This is a genomic window from Sunxiuqinia sp. (assembly GCF_055140945.1).
In genome coordinates, this window is the sequence record NZ_JBSQYS010000059.1 from 1 (window position 1) to 18348 (window position 18348).

Genomic DNA, 18348 nt, shown 5'->3' on the forward strand with positions numbered 1-18348 from the left:
CATCGGTACCGGTTATTCCCATTGCCACGCCAATATCGGCAGCATTGAGCGAGGGGGCGTCGTTTACCCCGTCACCGGTCATGGAAACAATATTATCGTGCGACTTGAGAGCATGCACAATTTTTACTTTATGCTCGGGCGAAACACGCGCAAATACGCGATACTCCACAATCTTTTCGGCGAGTTCTTCATCCGAAAAGGCATCCAGCTCTCCGCCGGTGATGGCCTGATCAATTGAGTCAACCATCCCCAGTTCGCGGGCAATGGCGAAAGCGGTATTTTTATGGTCGCCGGTAATCATGATGGTAGTAATACCGGCCAGTTTTGCTTTTTGAATGGATTCCTTCACTTCTGGTCGGGGAGGGTCAATCATTCCTACAAGCCCGAGTAAAATAAGGTCTTTCTCCATTTCAGCGCCTTCAATAATGGAATCAACCGGTTTATAAGCCACGCCAAGCGTACGGAGTGCATTGTCCGACATTTTTTCCGTTGCATCAAGGTACCTTTTTATGTGTTCTTCGGTAATCGGAATTACTATCCCTTTTTCCAAAACCTGTGTTGAAATTTTGATCAAATTACCAATGGCTCCTTTTGTATAAACAGTAAATTTTTCGTTTTCTTCGTTGAGCGTTGACATTAATTTTCGGTCGGAATCGAAAGAAAACTCGCTGGCACGGCTGGCTTGAACAACTATTTTTTTTCTGTCGATTCCCAAATCATCTCCCAGAAGCAACAATGCAATTTCTGTTGGATCGCCCGTTCCGTGCCCGTTTTCGTATGTTGCATCTGAGCAAAGAATCATGGCTTTGGCAAGCAATTTTGCATCTTCGGTAGCGCTGTTTTTTGAATTACGTTCGACAGTTATTTCATCCTCCAGGTTGAAATATGTTTTTACTGTCATTTTGTTTTGGGTAAGTGTACCCGTTTTGTCGGAACAGATAATATTGACCGAGCCAAGTGTTTCAACAGCAGGTAATTTCTTAATAACTGCCTTTTTCTTCGACATACCGGTAACGCCAATGGAAAGTACCACTGCTACAATGGCTGCAAGCCCTTCAGGAATGGCGGCCACTGCCAGCGAAACCGATAAAATAAACATATCGGCCAAATCGCGCCCCTGAATTAATACAATAACAAAAATGACAACACAGATTGCAATGGCAAACATTCCAAGCGTTTTCCCCAACTTATCCAACCTGATTTCCAAAGGAGTTTTCTCCTTTTTTTCGGTATTGATGAGATGGGCGATTTTACCAACTTCAGTTTTCATACCGGTTTCAACAACAATTCCAACTGCCCTTCCACGAGTTACAAGGGTCGACATAAAAGCCATATTCCTGCGATCACCTAACGGAGTTTTAAGATCACTGTGAATTTGTGATGCATCTTTATCGGATGGAACAGACTCGCCGGTGAGCGCCGATTCTTCTATCTGAAGATCTGCAGACTCAATTAAACGAATATCTGCGGAGATGAAACGTCCGGCATCAAGAATCAGAATATCGCCAGGGACAACTTTGTGTGAATTTATCTCTTTCACCTCACCGTTTCGGCGCACAAGCGCTTTTGGAAACGACATTTTCTGAAGCGCCTCAATGGCCTTTCCGGCTTTCACTTCCTGAATTACACCAAGAACAGCATTGGTTATAATGACAAGGATGATAATGGAAGCATCGACGTATTCACCCATAACAAGGGTAACAACCACTGCTGCAAATAAAATATAAATAAGCCATTCCTGGAGCTGTGCAACAAACAGTTGGAAGATGTTCTTTTTCTTTTTCGAAAGCAATTGATTCGCACCGTATTTTTCAAGCCTTACTTTTGCTTCCTTTTCTGAAAGCCCCGACGAATCATCAACATTAATTTCTTTAAGGACTTCTTCTATTGATTTGGAAAACCACATTTTCTGAGTTATGAATCTTTCAAACGTCCGGTTATCTTTTCCAAAGAAGTTTTCAATTTGTCTATTGCGCCCAAAACAGCCTGTTCAGGGGAGTTTGCGTGGTCAGTGACAGCTATTGGCTTCATCCCTGCAAGCCGGGCTTCCACCATACAACGCTTATCGTTAAACCCGTCTTTGTTGCCATCGTCGTCAGAGAGGTGAATCTCTAACCGGGTTATCTGATCGCTGAATCTGCTTAGTTCTCCTGATATTAAGGAAGTTGAGGAAGCTATAAGATCTTCGCTTCCGATTACATTTTTATCTGTATTAAATTGTATTTGCATTTTATTTTTTAAATTAATAACGAAATATTGCTGCCAGCCCTGTTTCAGAAGGCATTTTATCGGTTGGGATAACCATCACCTGCCCACCCATTTTTGTTACCAGTTCACCCAAATCATCTAGCAGGTCATCTACTCTCGGATTTGTCAAATCTTTTTTCTGTGTATTTCCCGTCACCAGATTAGTTACCCTGACTGCAATAATCCGGTCGGCTTCAACAATCAGCGTATCAACCCGTCCTTCAACTGCCGCAACAGCAACTTCCTTGTAGTCGTCGCTGCCTTTGCCATTTGCCCTTGCCTGTTCAAACCGGGCAACCAGGCGGTCAAGTTTCAGTTTATATTCGGGTTCCATTGTTTTCCAGGCCATAGTTGCCAGTTTTTCTGGTGAAACGGACGAAGGATTTATTGAAATTCCTTTCGATAACAACAAAGGATTTTTGTTTACCTTATGAAAAAGGCTGTGGTGTTCGGGCAATGCGGCCAGTATAAGAGGCCAGCCTGAAGGTTTCGAATAGTGTTCATAAATTGCATCCGCAACCATACGGAAAAACCGTTCAGCGTCTTTTTCAGTTTCCTCTTTATTACCGCCCTGACCGTGGTGCATCGGCGAACTTTCTCCTCCGGAACCACCATAAGATGCAACAGTTGAATGGCTGTCTGTCAATTCATCACCAAGCGCTTCAGTTATGGTTTTTGGAATATCAGCAGTGAGCTTAACCTTAGTAAGTGAGTGACGGTTGCCTTCAAAAAGACGGATGTCATGAAGTGTTAAGCACAAAACGTGATAGTTGTCAACCGATTGTATATATTGGCGCAGTGGTTTGGTATGGAAACTGTCGGCCACCATTGCCAATTCCTCAACCGGTTTATGCAATCCGACAACTTTAAACGTTCCTTTTGCACTAAAAACAGCCAGTCCTTCTAATGTGTGATTCCAAACATCATTGTCGTCAACAAGGGCATTTACAGGTTCAAGATGTTTTTTCACTTCGGCGGCTGAATATTTCTGCATCAGCGATTCCTCCATTTGCTGAACAAGATTTTTAAAAAGAATGCTGTCCTGAAGATTCTCAGGATGTTTTTGGTGCGTAGGCATATAAAGTGAAAGACAAGGAGCCTGATCTGCTGACAGGAGCTCCTGAATCAATTCTTTTGTAAGTAATTCCATGGTATTTTATTCTAAATCTCTTTTTTGAAAACCATTGTTAAACTCTTCACGTTCATAAAATCCATCAACATTATTCGAACTGTGAATAGTTTTATCTCGCCTGTAATGGCGGATTGTATTTAATTCGTATGCAAAATCTATAACATCTTCTTTTTTGAATCGTTTAGCTTTAGCAAAAGTCGAACTATCAATTTGGCCAGTAGTCACCAGTTTGTTCTCCTCATCAATAATTGCCATTCCGATAGGAATAATCAGGTGATTTTCCCCTTCCTTGTTTAAAAATTCATGAACACCGGCACTTACCCGATCTTGATAGGTATTATACCCTTCCTCAATCAAGACAGTATCTACTTCAACATCAAGGTAAACCACACGTTCGGCTATTTTATTTACCAGCAAATGATCCACCTTTCCAACGGTACGGTTATTTGCATCTTTTACATTCCAGCCCCTTACATCGTTGTAATCTTCGGCCACTTTATAACCGGATAATTCATCCAGGTTAAAAAGATTTTTATCTGTATCTGTCATCATTTTGATTTTTAAAGATTAACTAATTCATTTTTTGAAGAAGGTCAGAAGCCTTTACAAAGTAATTCTTCACTGCATCTTTCTGATCGAGTGTAAGTGTCTTCGGATTAATTGATGCTGATGCACTTTTTAATTCATCTACCTCAGATGTTAAACCCGGATATTTAGCCCTTTGCATATTTTGCAATGCCGTGGTAGAGTTATCAGTCGCATTTCTGATATTTTTGGCATGTGAGGTTTCAAAAGGTTCATTGTCAATCAGCTTAGCTGATTCTTCTAACTTGTCCAAATCTGCCTGAATATCATAACCAATTTCATCGGCCATGGCATTTGTTGCAGCCATTAATTTTACAAGCGCTTCATTTGTATAAGCATGATCCAGGCTCATACGGGCGGTATCGTTTTCCACAAAACTTACATAAGCAGCCACGGTGCTGTTATTTTCTTTCACACCCAAAAGGTCGGATTCATTCACCTTGGAAACATAGTTTGTTTCAGTTACTTCCTCCATCGTGTTGTCGTTATCGTTATCACGAAATGCTACAAAATATATAAGTATTGCAGCAACAACAATGCCCACGATAATCCACGGCCAATTCTGTTTTTTCTGTTCAATCTTAATTTCTGCCATAATAATTTTGTTTTAAAAAGTGAATTTCTAATGGTAAATATTAGATCAAAGTTCAGCACATTTAAACTGAGAAGTGTTACATAACTTTGATAAAAACTTACATAAATCACACATTTCCCTTGAAGAGTTTATCCCGAAAACCTGTGTTTTATTTTTCCCCACCATCTGACTAAAAATAATTCACTGCCATCGCCCACTTTTTTATTTTTCTCGCCAATGATCAGTGCAATTGGTTTGAGCTCTTCAAACTCTTCACAAACAACCTTTAACATGGCGGCAAAGGGCAAAAACAAAATCATCCCGGCCAGTCCCCAAACGGCAGCGCCAACAAACAAACTGAGTATAGCCGTTAAAGCATTGATTTTTAGGCTGCCCCCCACAATTCTTGGAGTGAGAAAATTATCGGAAACCACTTGAACAGCCCAAAATAAAATGGCAACTGCCACTGCTGTCCAAATCGAATCGTAAGAAACAAAAGCATAAATTACAGGAATGACAGCTCCCATTGTTGTCCCGATGTATGGTATGATAGCCAGTGCAGCACCTAAAAATCCGAAGAGGAAAGGATTGTCGATGCCGAGAATCAACAGTCCAATACTGTTGGCTAATCCTATTACAACCGTAAGAATTATCATACCAAACAGGTATTTTTGTCCAACCTGCTGAACCGATTTAAACATTCTTAATACCCTTTCGCGATTATCCTCGGGCGAAAAAGCCAGAAACGCCTTTGTCAATCCATCTCTGTATATAAGCAATAGAAAAGTAAATACAATTGTTGCCAGCAGTCCGGCCATAAAAGTTGCTGTATTGCTAACTGTTTTACTAACTAAAAACCCTGTTGAGTCATTAAGTAAAACTTTCATGCGGTTAAAAAGCTCACCCTTTTCCAGGTTTTCCATAAAACTCACATGGTTATTAATAAATAGCGAAACATCGGCAAAAGCCCGGATAATTTTATCCTTAAAATGAGTGAATTCTTGCGCTACATTAATAATTTGAGTTGAAAAAAAGTAAGTAACTCCCCCAATTATTAAAATCACAGCGAAAATGGAGAGAAAAGCGGCAAGAGTATTACCAATTTTCCATTTCTCAAACTTCTTTGCCAACGGAAGCAGTATGAATGAAATAAGCAAAGCAGTACTTAGAGGAATGAGAATTGGTTTCGCAAAAATCAGTATTGCAAATAGCAAAAAAGCGGTAGCTATAGCGTAAAACAGCTTTTGAAACGATACATTCATTTTATCTTGTTAACAGATTAATCTCTTATCCAAAGGTCTGGATTTACAGTCGGCTATTTACTGTATCTCGCTAGATATGCAATCATACAGATAGTCATTCAATCCTTATTGCTTATTTTCTTTTCTGCATGGGCAATTTGTAAAATTTTATGTGCGATTTTTTCAGGAGAAAGAACAAAATCGATCCACCCGCTTTCGATTGCGCTCTCAGGCATATCGGGTTGTCCGGCAGTGTCGGGTTTTTGTGCAATGGTTGTTCCGCCCACCTCTTTTATTCCACGTAGCGCTTCTGCTCCATCACCATCGTAACCGGAAACAATAATGGTGATTAGTTTGCCATCCCAGTTGTCTGTCAGGGATTTCATAAAAACAGTAATTACGTCGGGCCATCCCCTGGGTTTTGATATCGGTTTTAGTCTAAATTCTCCGTTCAAAACATGCAGATCACGCTTTTCGGGGATAATAAATACATGGTTGGGCTCGATGTCTAATTTTTCCGTGATCAGTTCAACTGGCATTTCAGTATGGTGCGGAAGGATCTCATGCAACATGGTGGCCACAGTTCTCAGGTGATTAACGATGACAATCGCCACCCCCATATCTGCTGGCAGATTTTTCAACAAGCGGATATAGGCATCGAGACCTCCTGCAGAACCTCCCACACAAACGATAGGAAAGTCTTTTGTTGTACTTTTAGATTTCATCATGAGCTTATTTCATTTAGGATTATTCCATTTCCAGTTTCGTATTTCCGGCATATCCTGACCATATGTATCAATGTGTTTTTTGTGCTTGATGAGTTTGTCTTTCATCAATTTTTTAAGCTTAGATCCTTCATTGCCCAATTTCGGCAAGCGATTGATCACATCCAGTACCAAGTCGAACCGATCAAGATTATTTAAAACGGTCATATCGAAGTAGGTCGTAATGGTACCTTCTTCCTTGTAGCCACGGACATGCATGTTTGCATGGTTCGTTCGCTTATAGGTCATCCGATGAACCAGCCATGGATAACCGTGAAATGCGAAAACAATTGGTTTGTCTTTGGTAAACAAGGCATCAAAGTCCTTGTCCGAAAGTCCGTGTGGATGTTCCGTATCTGGTTGAAGTTTCATCAAATCGACCACATTGACTACCCTGATTTTTAAATCGGGCAAATGTTCGCGAAGGATGGATACTGCAGCCAACGATTCGAGTGTGGGTACATCGCCGCAGCTGGCCATCACCACATCCGGCTCTCCGCCCTGATCGTTGCTGGCCCACTTCCAGACACCAATTCCTTGTGTACAGTGCTCGACCGCTTCTTCCATGGTTAACCACTGTGGTGCCTGATATTTTCCGGCAATCACCACATTCACATAATGACGGCTTCGCAGACAATGATCCCAAACCGACAATAAACAGTTGGCATCGGGTGGCAGATAAACACGGACAACTGATGCTTTTTTATTTACCACATGATCGATAAAACCCGGATCCTGATGTGTAAAACCATTATGTGCCTGCTGCCAAACGTGGGAAGCAAGCAGATAGTTAAGCGATGCAATTTTCTTTCTCCAGGGCAATCCGGCACTAACCTTCAGCCACTTGGCATGCTGATTAAACATCGAATCGATGATATGGATAAATGCCTCGTAGCAATTAAATAGTCCGTGCCTTCCGGTAAGCAGGTAACCTTCGAGCCATCCTTCACACTGGTGCTCGCTCAGTACTTCCATCACCCGCCCATCGGCAGCAAGGTATTGGTCGTTCTTTTTTGTTTTGGCTTCCCACTGTCGGTTGGCAACTTCAAAAACAGCGTTCAACCGGTTCGAGAGTGTTTCGTCGGGACCAAAAATCCTGAAATTTCGTTGCTCTTTATTCAGCTTGATCACTTCGCGAAGGAACTCACCTAACTCATAAGTGTCGGCGGCTTCAACAGATCCCGGCGAAGGAACCTCAACAGCGAATTTTCGAAAGTCAGGCATATTCAAATCCTGAAGCAGCAGACCACCGTTGGCATTGGGATTTGCCCCCATGCGTCGATCACCGGTTGGTGCAAGCTCGGCCAGTTCAGGAAGCAGGCATCCCTGGTCATCGAATAATTGTTCAGGCTTGTAGCTTTTCATCCATTTTCCCAGAAGCTTCAGATGGGTAGGATGATTCGAATCAACCAGAAGCGGAATTTGGTGCGCACGAAAAGTACCCTCTATTTTTACGCCATCGACTTCTTTGGGACCTGTCCAACCTTTCGGAGACTTGAGGACGATCATCGGCCAACGTGGCCTTTCTGCTTCATTTCTATCCCGGGCCTGACCTTGGATTTGTTTGATTTCCATGATGGCTTTTTCCAATACCGAGGCCATGAGCTGATGCATTTTTTCCGGTTCATCACCTTCAACAAAGTATGGCTTCCACCCATATCCAAGCAGTAATTGTTTCAGTTCTTTCTGTGGAATGCGAGCTAACACCGTTGGGTTGGCTATTTTATAACCATTGAGGTGCAGAATGGGCAACACTGCTCCATCGGTGATTGGGTTTAAAAACTTGTTGGAATGCCAGGCCGTGGCCAGCGGGCCTGTTTCAGCCTCGCCATCACCAACAACACAGGCAACGACCAGTTCCGGATTGTCGAACACAGCCCCAAAAGCATGACTGAGCGAGTAGCCCAGTTCGCCGCCTTCGTGTATCGATCCCGGGCATTCAGGAGAGACATGGCTCGGGATTCCTCCCGGAAAAGAAAACTGGGTGAACAATTTTTTTAACCCAGCCTCATCTTGGGTGATTTCCGGATAAACTTCGCTGTAGGTGCCTTCGAGATAAGTGTTGCCGACCAGTGCCGGGCCTCCATGACCGGGGCCGGAAATATAGATCATATCCAGATCATACTTTTTGATGACCCGGTTTAAATGCACATAAATAAAGTTCTGCCCGGGAGTTGTTCCCCAATGCCCCAGCAGCATTGATTTCACATGTGAGAGCGTCAATGGCTTTCGAAGCAAGGGATTGTCGCGCAGATAGAGTTGTCCAACTGACAAATAGTTTGCAGCACGCCAGTAAGCATCTATTTTCTTTAAAAGCGCCTTTGAAAGCGGTTTATTCTTTATTTTCTTCTCTTTGGTTTTTGAAACCTTGCTCTTGTATGTATTTTCTTTTGTTTTCATTTTCTAAAATTTTTTACAGTTGTCCAATGAACGTAATCCCGATTTCATCATAGAAAAGGGAAACTGCACCTGGCCCTTTATTTGCTGAAATAACCTGGCATTTGTCGCGATTAAGTAATGAGAACTGTTTAATCTCGTATTTTTCACCCCCAACCCCTGAAGGGGATTTAGGGGTAGATCAAAAAAAGAAATACGATATTTATTCATTTTATCTAATTAAAATCCCAACGAACCTGATTATCTTTCTTCAATTCTGTTACTGTCTCCTGGGCTCCCGGCCCAATACACATTACGATTATAATGTCGATGCAGTTGGGTTTCATAATCCCGTGTTATAATGGCTTCTTCTGAGTATTCCGGAGACTGCCTTATGCTCTCGCGGGATAGATTGACAAATACTTTCAACTCGTCCCAGCTCACGCGCTCAATCCATTGTGGTGATAGCAATATTTTTTCCCTACCCACCAATTTTTGGTGTCAATAATTAAATAACGAATTGCCCACATCTCATCATCTAGGATAAAATCGACAACGTGACCAATTTCACCGTCCGTTGCCTGAATATGATGGCCACTCACATCGTTGGAGCTACGTAAATGAAGATCCCAGCCTTTAACTTCTTTATCGGATAGTTTCCATACCTCTTTGCCAGGTATCCAATTGGAACTTGCTCCCCATTGATAAGAATTACTCCAATATGGCTCCCATCCATAATATCCATAGTAAGTCTTTTCAAATTGTCGGGATACCGGCTTGTCGCTACCTAGAGACGGACTGTCCTCGACTTGTTTTTTGCTCAAATTAATGCCGATGCGCTCTGCTTTTTTGTTCACTAAAAACATCGCATAGGGGGAAAGCAACACTTGTCTGCCCGTAAGCCAGTTACCAGTGTCGGCAACCAAATAGCGAACCGTCCAGTGCTGGTCGTCAAAGTAGAATTCTTTGACCTTACCAACCACGCCTTCGCTACCATCTAATTGGTATCCTTTTAATGTTTTTGCATTAATTAACATAGCTGTATCCCTTTTGTTTCGAAACGACGCGGAATTGGTAATAATTTTGCTACTCGCGGCATGGTAGCGTGAAATGCAGTATCAAAACATGCTATTTTGGCAAAAAACTGTAACTCGGCTTTCTTATGACTATTTTTTTTCCATTTTTCCCTTGAATCATGTGCAGATTATTTTTTCTTCCTGAACACTAAAAATCCGATGAAGAAACCGACAGCTAAAGCAGTAAATATGGAGCCCCAATTCCAATTGTACATACCTGTCGATCCATTTCCATACATCATTCCACCATTCGTGTCACATGCAATTAATATCAGAAGCAGTATGGAATAGAGTCCCGTTGTGATTGCAGTCGTCATTTTTTTCGTATTCATGATCTTCTCCTTATTTGATTACTATGTATTAGACAGATTCTTTTGCGTCCAAACAGGGTTGACTTTGCCTGTCGTTCAGTACCGTCTAAATGTAATTCAACCGATGGATAAAAACGTTACAGAATTTTAGCTAAGGATTACATTATTCACACATTAATCCAAACACTTCTCTTTCAGAAATCTCAATCGGCAATTGATTTATTGACAAGAAAAAATTAGTTATTAGTCAAAGAAGTATCGGATTTATGGTGGACTTTTCTTCTTTTAGGCCTGATTCCTTCCGCTTTCAACCGTTGTCTAAAATCTTCCAGAATATTCATGAAATTGATAAAAGCATCGTATCTCGTTTTACAAGTGCCTTGGGAAAGGCTGCGTCCAAGATAATCCGGATGATTTTCATCCATCAGTTGAAAATTATCGGAAGTTTGTAGGTATTGCTAATCGTATTTAAGGTTGGGGTCTGTAGAACTACTACCTGTTTTTCGAGCTTAAACAACTGTAGTAAGGCTTCTTTTTGCAGTTCGTTACCAGGATACCAGGATGAATGGAAATTCTCTACCCAACAAACTGGTTCTTCTAATCCGATTTCATCAATGGGATTGAATTGTTCAACAATTTCAGAAGGCAAGCCAAACTTGAATGTTTGATCCTTTATTATTTTAGAAACGAATATCTGGAACATCCGATCCATGACCCCCAATAAACATAATACAAATAAAGTGACACAAAAAAAGCTACTCGATTTGAGCAGCTTTAAAATGCGGTGACGACGAGACTCGAACTCGCGACCCTCGGCGTGACAGGCCGATATTCTAACCAACTGAACTACGCCACCTTTTTCTCGAAATGTTTGAACCGAAATTCATTCACTTTGAAATGTCATTTTAATAATTTTAGAACTTTTTCTTGCGGTGACGACGAGACTCGAACTCGCGACCCTCGGCGTGACAGGCCGATATTCTAACCAACTGAACTACGCCACCTTTTTCTCGAAAACCCTTGTGAAATGCTATTTTCAAAAGGCTCTGCAAATATATACTTTCTTTTTTTCTCTGCAATAGGAAACATTAAAAAAATCACCCCAAATTTAGAATTACTATTCGAACCGATTTTCGATAAAAATTTAGCCATCTAGTTTTCAATATACTATCAACAATATCGACTATTTCACAATATTTTCAGGAATCAATTTTTTTTCTCCTGACCATCGATAGGCAGCTAATTTACCCTTACGGCTCACACAGGAATCCAGACAACAAAGGTTTGGAGTAAAAATATTATCGTCATTTTTCAGGCAATAGTGACCAAAAAATACGATTGGCTCATCTTCTCCATAAGGAATGCGTTCTCCGCTAATCTCGGGTGGAATGGTATACGCCGGTAAATCAAATCGGCTCTCCAGCGAAAGATCCTGAAATTTCATCCCTTTTGGGTTTAACCACCACTTGGTTCGAAATCTTCGATGAGCCTGTCCGGTTTCGTCGTAAACTAATAAATCATTTGGAAGTTTAAAGTCAATCCCCTTGCAGGTTTGCCAAAAAGCTTGCGACACTTCATTACTATTTTTGCTAATCTGCTTGAGTACGCTCTTTTTCAATCTTCCCTCGGTATAATTATCCCTAACGATTTCAATACTCGGCTCATCCCAACACGCATGTACGATCCGAATACCATCCAGTTCCAAAAACATGGGAAGGGTGCGCATCCACTTGATATGACTTTTATATTCGTCTGGGATATGAACAAATTCTTTGAATGTTTGGGTCAGAGGCATCCGGTATTTCAGCAGTCGCTTAAACAAGGGTTTACCTGCCTTATCTTTCAATTCAAAAATAATTGCATTTAACTCGTGATTTCCCAGGATTGCCAGGGCATTACCCGTTTCAACCATTGCTCTCACTGTTCTTACGGTTTCCAGAATTTCTGGTCCGCGGTTTATAAAGTCACCTAAAAAAACAGCCTTTCGTGATTCGTGCTTGTAAACTCCTTTTTGCACTTTATATCCCATCGATTTGAGCAGATCTTTTAACATGCTTGCCTGCCCATGTATATCACCTATTATGTCATACATAAATTGCACCTATTTATAGCAGGGCAAGTTATCATTTTTATTAAAAAGTCAAGAATCCTAAGAAATTAAATACGAAAAGATTGGTTTAGGTTTAAGCAGGTTATTCAAAAGAAAAAGGTCGGCTAATAAACTGCCGACCTTCATCTTAATTGAGTAGTATGTACTATCTAATTTTCGAACCTTTTGTGGCAAAGAAAATCAGATAGGTATAGTAGACAAACATTGTACTAACCGCAGCAACCAGTCCCAGATTATCCTGTATTGCTCCCATCATTGGAGTAAGAACAGCAGCACCGATAACCGAAGTTGAGATGACACCTGAAGCCACCTTGGCATGCGGTCCCAAATCTTCTAAAGCAAGACTGTAGATTGTTGGCCACATAATTGAGTGGAACAATCCGGTTCCTAAGAACAATACCAGAGCCAATTGTGAAGCGTTTGCTCCAAGCACAAGTGAAGAACCAACTAAGATTGCTCCACCAATAGCACAGAGAGAAAGAATTTGACGTGCCGTAAATTTCCGTAGAATAAAAATACCGGCAAGTCGTCCAACCATTAAGCCTCCCCAGTAGTATTTCAGCCAATCGGTACGCTCAACAACTGTCAAGTTAAGTCCCAACTCTTTCGTATAATCTGCAAAGAAACTAGGAATGCCAATTTCTACTCCCATGTAAAAGAAAATAGCCAATGATCCTAACCAAACATGTGTATATTTAAATGCACTCGACTTGTATTTTTTTGGCTTCACAGCCATGTCTTTATCTTCATCTTCAATTTCAGGAAGTTTCATAAAGAAAAGAAGCACCAGGATTACCGCAGCAATGACAGCTAACACGATAAACGGCTTTTGGACTTGAGTGGGTTCCATTGCTCCGGTATCCGAAATGATCAGTAATGAAACAAAAATAGGAGCAATAACAGTTGCAACCGAATTTAGGAAATTGGCCAATGTCAAACGACTAGCAGCTGTTTTTTCTGGTCCGAGGGCATTCACATAAGGATTGGCAACCACTTGTAAAATAACGATACCGAATGCAAAAACGGCTACTCCAAAAAGAAATGGAATATATCCAATTGCGACGAGTGGAATACACATTAAAACCCCGATAGTTAATAAACCGACTCCCAACAACACTCCTTTTTTATAACCAATCCGGTGAATTAGAAAACCGATGGGAATAGACAAGGCGTAAATTCCGTAAAAAAACGAATTTGGCAATTGCTTCAATACCTTACCATTTGGAAGCGAATCCAATTTGAAAGCTTCTTTCAGAAAATCAATCATCGAGTTGTTCATGGTAGTCATAAAGCCGATCATAAAGAATAAGGCCGACATGACTATCAATGGAAACAAATACTTGTTTTTACTCATTTTGTATAGTTTTAAAGTTAGTTCTACTGACTAGAGTTCTAGCTTAACTGCTCCTTTAGCACGGATAAACAAGGTATGACATTTTCCTTTGCCATAAATATGTTCCAGTGTTTTAACGTACTCATCCAGTTTGTTTTGCGGTACAAAAGCCTGAATAGTTCCACCGAATCCACCACCGTGAACACGCCATGCTCCTGAGCCTTTCAGCACCATTTCGCTCATTGCCAAACCTAAGGACACAACTTGATCGTCTTTATGAACAACGTCAAAAATGTTTTGATTGTACATGTATGAGCTATAGCCCGATTCAACAACCATTTTCAGGAATGCTTCGAAATCATTGTTCTCCAACGCGGCAACCTGATCTACAACACGTTGATTATCGCCTTGAAAGTGGTAAGCCCGAAGGATAGCACGATCACCTGTTTTTTTACGAATTTCAGGAATTTTATCTACGATTTGTTCCAGCGTAACTTCGCGCAACACTTCTGCTCCAAGTTCAGCGGCAACAGCTTTCATCTCAGTTGGTAATGAAGCGTATTCAGCTTGTGAAGCAGGATCATCATGGCCGCCACCAACATCGGTAATGACCAATGAAAAGCCGGTAGAAACGAAATCAAAGTCCACTTCTTTTACAATTGGCTTCGAAGGATCTTCAAAATCGATGGTAATTAGCCCACCAACCGAGCATGCTGTTTGGTCCATCAAACCACAAGGTTTACCGAAATAATTATTCTCAGCCCACTGTCCGATGATTGCATTTTCCACACCGCCCATTTTTCCGTCGTTAAACAGATTATTGACAATAGCTCCCACCAATACTTCAAATGAAGCAGAAGAACTCAGGCCGGAACCTTTTGGTACGCGTCCATCAATGCAGGCATCGAAACCACCAATTTCGTATCCCACTTCTTTCATGCGGGCACAAATACCTTTTACCAGTGACGATGAAGTATAAAATTGCGATTCGTCAATACTTAAATCTGAAAGATCAACTTGAAATTCGGGATATCCAACTGATTTAATCCGAATGGTATTGCTTCCGTTTTTAGCTGCAACAGCAGCCATGTCCAAATTGACTGCACCTGCTAATACACGACCATAGTTATGATCGGTGTGGTTTCCACCAATTTCGGTACGCCCGGGAGAACTAAACAGATCAACATCATCGGAACCATATGTCTTCTCAAATTCACTCATCAAGCTCGCATAGCGGGCAGCTTGTGCAGTTAGCGTTGATTTGTCGGTTCCGTATAATTCCTGAAATAATGGATTATTTCCACCATCTATTTTCTCAATTAATTGATTAATTTTTGTCATAAGTCTGCAAATTTTTATTGATTGATTTGTTTTTTATAATGTATGTCAGATAAGTCACGTAATCGTTGAGCTGCCTGTTCTGCTGTAATGTCTCGTTGTGGTGTAGCAAGCATTTCGTAGCCCACCATAAATTTTTTCACTGCAGCCGAACGCAATAAGGGTGGATAAAAATGCATGTGCAGATGCCACTCCGGATAATCTTTGCCATCGGTTGGTGCCTGATGTAATCCGGCTGAATAGGCAAACGAAGTCTCAAATAAATTATCGTACTTCACAGTAAGTTGCTTATAAATATCTGCCAAGCCATCTTTTTCTTCATCGGTTAACTGAAGAATATTTTGAACCGGCCGACGGCTGATGATCATTGTCTCAAACGGCCAAACGGCCCAATAAGGAACCAGTGCCACAAAATGATCATTTTCAGCTATCAATCGCTCTTTCTTTTCCAATTCAACTTTCAGATAATCACCTAAAAGTGTATTTCCATTTTTCTCAAAATAGGCTTTTTGGGTCACCGACTCTTTATCCGGCTCAACCGGAACGGTTGACGAAGACCAAACTTGCCCATGCGGATGAGGATTGGAACACCCCATAATAGATCCTTTGTTTTCAAAGATCTGCACATAGTTTATAAAATCGGTGCTGCCCAGCTCATCAAACTGCTCACACCAAACATCAACTACCTTGCGAATATCCGCTACTTCCATCTCTGGAATCGTCAAACTATGATTGTCACTAAAACAAATGACTTTACAAATGCCGGTTTCGCTTTTCGCCTGAAAAAGGCTTCCTTCGTCAACACCGCCTTCGGGTGAATCGGTCAGCAATGCACTAAAATCGTTGGTAAAAACAAAAGTGCCTTTGTAATCAGGATTTCTATGACCTCCTGCCCTTTCGTTCCCTGCACACAGATAGCAAGAGGGATCATATTTAGGGCGTTCGTCAACTGTTGCTTTCTCAACTTGCCCTTGCCAGGGCCTTTTCGATCGATGGGGCGAAACCAACACCCAGTCGTTTGTTAGAGGGTTTAACCGCTTATGCGGGTGATCCAGACTATTAAATTTTTTCATATTTCTTACTTTTTCCAACTGGTAGGTACTGGTAGGCAAATCTATAGAATATTGCTTCTCGTATTTCCTCCAATACACATGCTATAAAACATATCACAGAGACTTTCTACGGATCAACTGCGCTGAATTACCTATTTGAGCTTTAGACCGGTCTGAAATCATTTTGGCCAGATTTTTTCCCATTAACTGGAAGTCGGTTGATATGGTTGTAATTCCACCGGCAACGACTTCTTTCAACATCGTATCATTAAAAGAAACAATACCAAAATCTTCACCTAATTTAAAACAATTGGCATCGGCCATTTTCACCAACTTAACCAAATTCCGGTCTGACGGAACAAAATAGGCTTCTCCCTTCTCAATCGTCCGATCAATCAAACTTCGAACGACTTCATATTTTATCTTGTTTTTCTTACAGAATTTTTCAAATCCAATCATCCTTCCTTCAGGCTCTTTGCCTCCAGGGAAAACCATAACGAGTTTTCGATATTTTTCAAGTAAGTCTTTTCCATCTTCCAGAGCTCGGTACACATCTCCTTCAAAATCCTGATAGATAACCGGGTATTCAGCCAAATCTTCCTTTTTACGATCCAGAATATAAACGTTATCCTTGGGTAAAATCGAAATAATATCGGAGGTTTGATCGAAAGTAGCGGGCATAATCACATACGACGTATAATTGCCGGCAGCCTCGGAAATCAAATCTTTAAAAACCTGAAAATTAAAATGATGAAAATAAATATCAACATTTGATTTCGTATCCAAACTATTTAAAAACGAAGTATAAACATCTTCTTTAAACGCATTCAACTCGTCAAACAACAAGAAAATTCGTTGGTCAACATTCACCTCTGTACTATTAATGTAGTAGCCTTTACCTGGAATAGAATTAATAATTCCTTTTCATTCTGCTTAAATATTTTTGATAAAGATTGAATATCTTCTTTTTTAAAAAATCTATCACCTCGTTCCATCTTGCTCAGCATAGCTGTATCCATATCCAATTGTGCAGCTAGTTGGCGTAAAAGGATATTTTTTTCTTCCCGAAGTTCTCTGATTTTATCTCCTATCATTTTTGACTATTCCATATTTGTCTTGACAAAAACTGACTAAAAATAGAAAAATTCAATCGCCTTGTATCTCTTTTTTCCATTTTTTTAGTTCACAACAAACAGCTGAGCATTACTTAAATATTCCTATTACATTAGTTACTTTAGTTACTTTAAAAGACATATAAAACCAATTATCAATCCATTAAAGAGACATTAACCACAAATCATTCAAAGTAACCAAGCCCATTTTAAAGTAACTAAATCGGTTTTGGCTGTTTTACAAAGTAACTTAAAGTAACCCAAAGTAACTTTGCGTAATTGAGAAATACCGTCTAAGTTATTAGCATTCAATTATTATTTCTCTTTAAAGTAATTAAAGTAACTAAAGTAACCACTTTTGTATGGTAAATTCGGATTTCGAGAGCAAAAAGAAAGGGTTTCCGTCTTTTTCGTCAGAAACCCTTCTATATATTTTTTCACGCCTCATTGTTCATCGCTTAAATTTTCATCGGCGATACTCAGATTCAGCTTATCCAGATAAAACACAAAAGCCGATGTGTAGGTGAACTTTTTATTCCCGTTCTCATCGTATTCTGGCATTCCGCTTTTGGCATCAAATTTCTTAAAGTAAACCTTTTTGGTATCACAGATAAAGGCAGGACTGTTTTTTAGGTAGTATTCAACAGTAGCATCCGGTAGTGGTCTGTCTCCTTCACGTAAAGCTTGGGATTTATATAGCCCAAACACCCGGCTAACCGATAAATAGAGCACATTTTGGGGCTTAGGGAAGATGATTTCATTTCGTTTCCATTCGCCATTTTCTTTAAAAGTGTGCATGATTTTATCGGCATACACGACTCGATAATCGCCTTCCTGAAACAACATATTGGAACTAATCAAATACTGAACGGTCTTCCAGAAGATACCCAAATCATCGTTACGGGCCGTCTCCTTGTTTTGTGTAACCATCATATCCACAAAAAGCTGGATAATAGTATCATATTTAAAAGGAAGCTCTACTATTTGGGCAATGGTTGCATAGGCCGAAGCAACCGTCAGCCAGTTGTTGAAAATGCGAGTTTCAATGGCATTGTTGCCAAGCAACATTCGGAACTGGTCACTGACAGCATCTACGG

The 18348-nt window shown here is 40.6% G+C and carries 19 protein-coding genes, 2 tRNA genes and 1 pseudogene; all 22 read right to left on the bottom strand.

Translation table 11 applies throughout. The features are described 5' to 3' along the window. Positions 1-1906, bottom strand: a 1906-nt coding sequence (locus ACTB00_RS18670) for a cation-translocating P-type ATPase (RefSeq protein ID WP_463301429.1), incomplete at its 3' end; no start/stop codon positions are given. Between the two features lie 8 nt (positions 1907-1914). Then, on the bottom strand, positions 1915-2229 hold the full coding sequence (locus ACTB00_RS18675; protein WP_463301430.1) for an HPF/RaiA family ribosome-associated protein: 315 nt from the start codon (positions 2227-2229) through the stop codon (positions 1915-1917). A 13-nt stretch (positions 2230-2242) separates the two neighbouring features. Continuing rightward, positions 2243-3397, bottom strand: a complete 1155-nt coding sequence (locus ACTB00_RS18680; RefSeq protein ID WP_463301431.1) for a baeRF3 domain-containing protein — start codon at positions 3395-3397, stop codon at positions 2243-2245. A gap of 6 nt (positions 3398-3403) precedes the next feature. Further along, a complete protein-coding gene (locus ACTB00_RS18685) occupies positions 3404-3931 on the bottom strand; it encodes a YlmC/YmxH family sporulation protein (protein ID WP_463301432.1) in 528 nt (175 codons plus the stop codon). 19 nt (positions 3932-3950) lie between these two features. Continuing rightward, on the bottom strand, positions 3951-4559 hold the full coding sequence (locus ACTB00_RS18690; protein ID WP_463301433.1) for a hypothetical protein: 609 nt from the start codon (positions 4557-4559) through the stop codon (positions 3951-3953). A gap of 128 nt (positions 4560-4687) precedes the next feature. After that, positions 4688-5800 (bottom strand): AI-2E family transporter, encoded by a 1113-nt coding sequence (locus tag ACTB00_RS18695; RefSeq protein ID WP_463301434.1) that lies wholly within the window; start codon positions 5798-5800, stop codon positions 4688-4690. Between the two features lie 98 nt (positions 5801-5898). Further along, complete coding sequence (locus ACTB00_RS18700) at positions 5899-6507, bottom strand: chemotaxis protein CheB (RefSeq protein ID WP_463301435.1); 609 nt, start codon at positions 6505-6507, stop codon at positions 5899-5901. 9 nt (positions 6508-6516) lie between these two features. Further along, the gene (locus ACTB00_RS18705; protein WP_463301436.1) at positions 6517-8943 is read right to left on the bottom strand and encodes a phosphoketolase family protein; all 2427 of its coding nucleotides are present in this window, start codon (positions 8941-8943) and stop codon (positions 6517-6519) included. A 416-nt stretch (positions 8944-9359) separates the two neighbouring features. Then, positions 9360-9956, bottom strand: coding sequence for a PRC-barrel domain-containing protein (locus ACTB00_RS18710; protein WP_463301437.1), 597 nt, complete (start codon positions 9954-9956; stop codon positions 9360-9362). Beyond that, positions 9950-10060: pseudogene (locus tag ACTB00_RS18715) on the bottom strand (hypothetical protein); the annotation flags it as partial. The gene ACTB00_RS18710 and the pseudogene ACTB00_RS18715, both read right to left, overlap by 7 nt. A 63-nt stretch (positions 10061-10123) precedes the next feature. Continuing rightward, entirely contained in the window at positions 10124-10327 is a 204-nt protein-coding gene (locus tag ACTB00_RS18720) for a hypothetical protein (protein ID WP_463301438.1), read from the bottom strand. A 215-nt stretch (positions 10328-10542) separates the two neighbouring features. Beyond that, complete coding sequence (locus ACTB00_RS18725; RefSeq protein ID WP_463301439.1) at positions 10543-10731, bottom strand: hypothetical protein; 189 nt, start codon at positions 10729-10731, stop codon at positions 10543-10545. Continuing rightward, positions 10731-11018: a hypothetical protein gene (locus ACTB00_RS18730; RefSeq protein WP_463301440.1), complete on the bottom strand. Its 288-nt coding sequence runs from the start codon at positions 11016-11018 to the stop codon at positions 10731-10733. The genes ACTB00_RS18725 and ACTB00_RS18730 overlap by 1 nt, the downstream gene beginning before the upstream one ends. 70 nt (positions 11019-11088) lie before the next feature. Continuing rightward, positions 11089-11162: transfer RNA gene (locus ACTB00_RS18735), tRNA-Asp, on the bottom strand. A gap of 74 nt (positions 11163-11236) precedes the next feature. Further along, positions 11237-11310, bottom strand: a tRNA-Asp gene (locus ACTB00_RS18740). Positions 11311-11489: 179 nt separating this feature from the next. Next, positions 11490-12398 carry a metallophosphoesterase gene (locus ACTB00_RS18745; protein ID WP_463301441.1) on the bottom strand — a complete coding sequence of 303 codons (909 nt, stop codon included), beginning with the start codon at positions 12396-12398 and terminating at the stop codon, positions 11490-11492. A 163-nt stretch (positions 12399-12561) separates the two neighbouring features. Next, positions 12562-13770, bottom strand: coding sequence for a glucose/galactose MFS transporter (gene gluP / locus ACTB00_RS18750; RefSeq protein ID WP_463301442.1), 1209 nt, complete (start codon positions 13768-13770; stop codon positions 12562-12564). Between the two features lie 30 nt (positions 13771-13800). Beyond that, positions 13801-15090: a galactokinase gene (locus ACTB00_RS18755; RefSeq protein WP_463301443.1), complete on the bottom strand. Its 1290-nt coding sequence runs from the start codon at positions 15088-15090 to the stop codon at positions 13801-13803. A 14-nt stretch (positions 15091-15104) separates the two neighbouring features. Then, positions 15105-16160: a UDP-glucose--hexose-1-phosphate uridylyltransferase gene (locus ACTB00_RS18760; protein ID WP_463301444.1), complete on the bottom strand. Its 1056-nt coding sequence runs from the start codon at positions 16158-16160 to the stop codon at positions 15105-15107. Positions 16161-16253: 93 nt separating this feature from the next. After that, positions 16254-17009, bottom strand: coding sequence for a substrate-binding domain-containing protein (locus ACTB00_RS18765; protein WP_463301445.1), 756 nt, complete (start codon positions 17007-17009; stop codon positions 16254-16256). Then, positions 17006-17233 (bottom strand): helix-turn-helix domain-containing protein, encoded by a 228-nt coding sequence (locus ACTB00_RS18770; protein WP_463301446.1) that lies wholly within the window; start codon positions 17231-17233, stop codon positions 17006-17008. Before ACTB00_RS18770 ends, ACTB00_RS18765 begins: the two co-directional genes overlap by 4 nt. A 462-nt stretch (positions 17234-17695) precedes the next feature. Beyond that, a partial coding sequence (locus tag ACTB00_RS18775; RefSeq protein WP_463301447.1) for a hypothetical protein occupies positions 17696-18348 on the bottom strand: 653 nt, incomplete at its 5' end.

Coding starts and splice junctions, on each gene's coding strand:
- ACTB00_RS18675 (WP_463301430.1), bottom strand. CDS start 2,229: ATGCAAATACAATTTAATACAGATAAAAATGTAATCGGAAGCGAAGAT.
- ACTB00_RS18680 (WP_463301431.1), bottom strand. CDS start 3,397: ATGGAATTACTTACAAAAGAATTGATTCAGGAGCTCCTGTCAGCAGAT.
- ACTB00_RS18685 (WP_463301432.1), bottom strand. CDS start 3,931: ATGATGACAGATACAGATAAAAATCTTTTTAACCTGGATGAATTATCC.
- ACTB00_RS18690 (WP_463301433.1), bottom strand. CDS start 4,559: ATGGCAGAAATTAAGATTGAACAGAAAAAACAGAATTGGCCGTGGATT.
- ACTB00_RS18695 (WP_463301434.1), bottom strand. CDS start 5,800: ATGAATGTATCGTTTCAAAAGCTGTTTTACGCTATAGCTACCGCTTTT.
- ACTB00_RS18700 (WP_463301435.1), bottom strand. CDS start 6,507: ATGATGAAATCTAAAAGTACAACAAAAGACTTTCCTATCGTTTGTGTG.
- ACTB00_RS18705 (WP_463301436.1), bottom strand. CDS start 8,943: ATGAAAACAAAAGAAAATACATACAAGAGCAAGGTTTCAAAAACCAAA.
- ACTB00_RS18710 (WP_463301437.1), bottom strand. CDS start 9,956: ATGTTAATTAATGCAAAAACATTAAAAGGATACCAATTAGATGGTAGC.
- ACTB00_RS18720 (WP_463301438.1), bottom strand. CDS start 10,327: ATGAATACGAAAAAAATGACGACTGCAATCACAACGGGACTCTATTCC.
- ACTB00_RS18725 (WP_463301439.1), bottom strand. CDS start 10,731: ATGGATGAAAATCATCCGGATTATCTTGGACGCAGCCTTTCCCAAGGC.
- ACTB00_RS18730 (WP_463301440.1), bottom strand. CDS start 11,018: ATGGATCGGATGTTCCAGATATTCGTTTCTAAAATAATAAAGGATCAA.
- ACTB00_RS18745 (WP_463301441.1), bottom strand. CDS start 12,398: ATGTATGACATAATAGGTGATATACATGGGCAGGCAAGCATGTTAAAA.
- gluP (WP_463301442.1), bottom strand. CDS start 13,770: ATGAGTAAAAACAAGTATTTGTTTCCATTGATAGTCATGTCGGCCTTA.
- ACTB00_RS18755 (WP_463301443.1), bottom strand. CDS start 15,090: ATGACAAAAATTAATCAATTAATTGAGAAAATAGATGGTGGAAATAAT.
- ACTB00_RS18760 (WP_463301444.1), bottom strand. CDS start 16,160: ATGAAAAAATTTAATAGTCTGGATCACCCGCATAAGCGGTTAAACCCT.
- ACTB00_RS18770 (WP_463301446.1), bottom strand. CDS start 17,233: ATGATAGGAGATAAAATCAGAGAACTTCGGGAAGAAAAAAATATCCTT.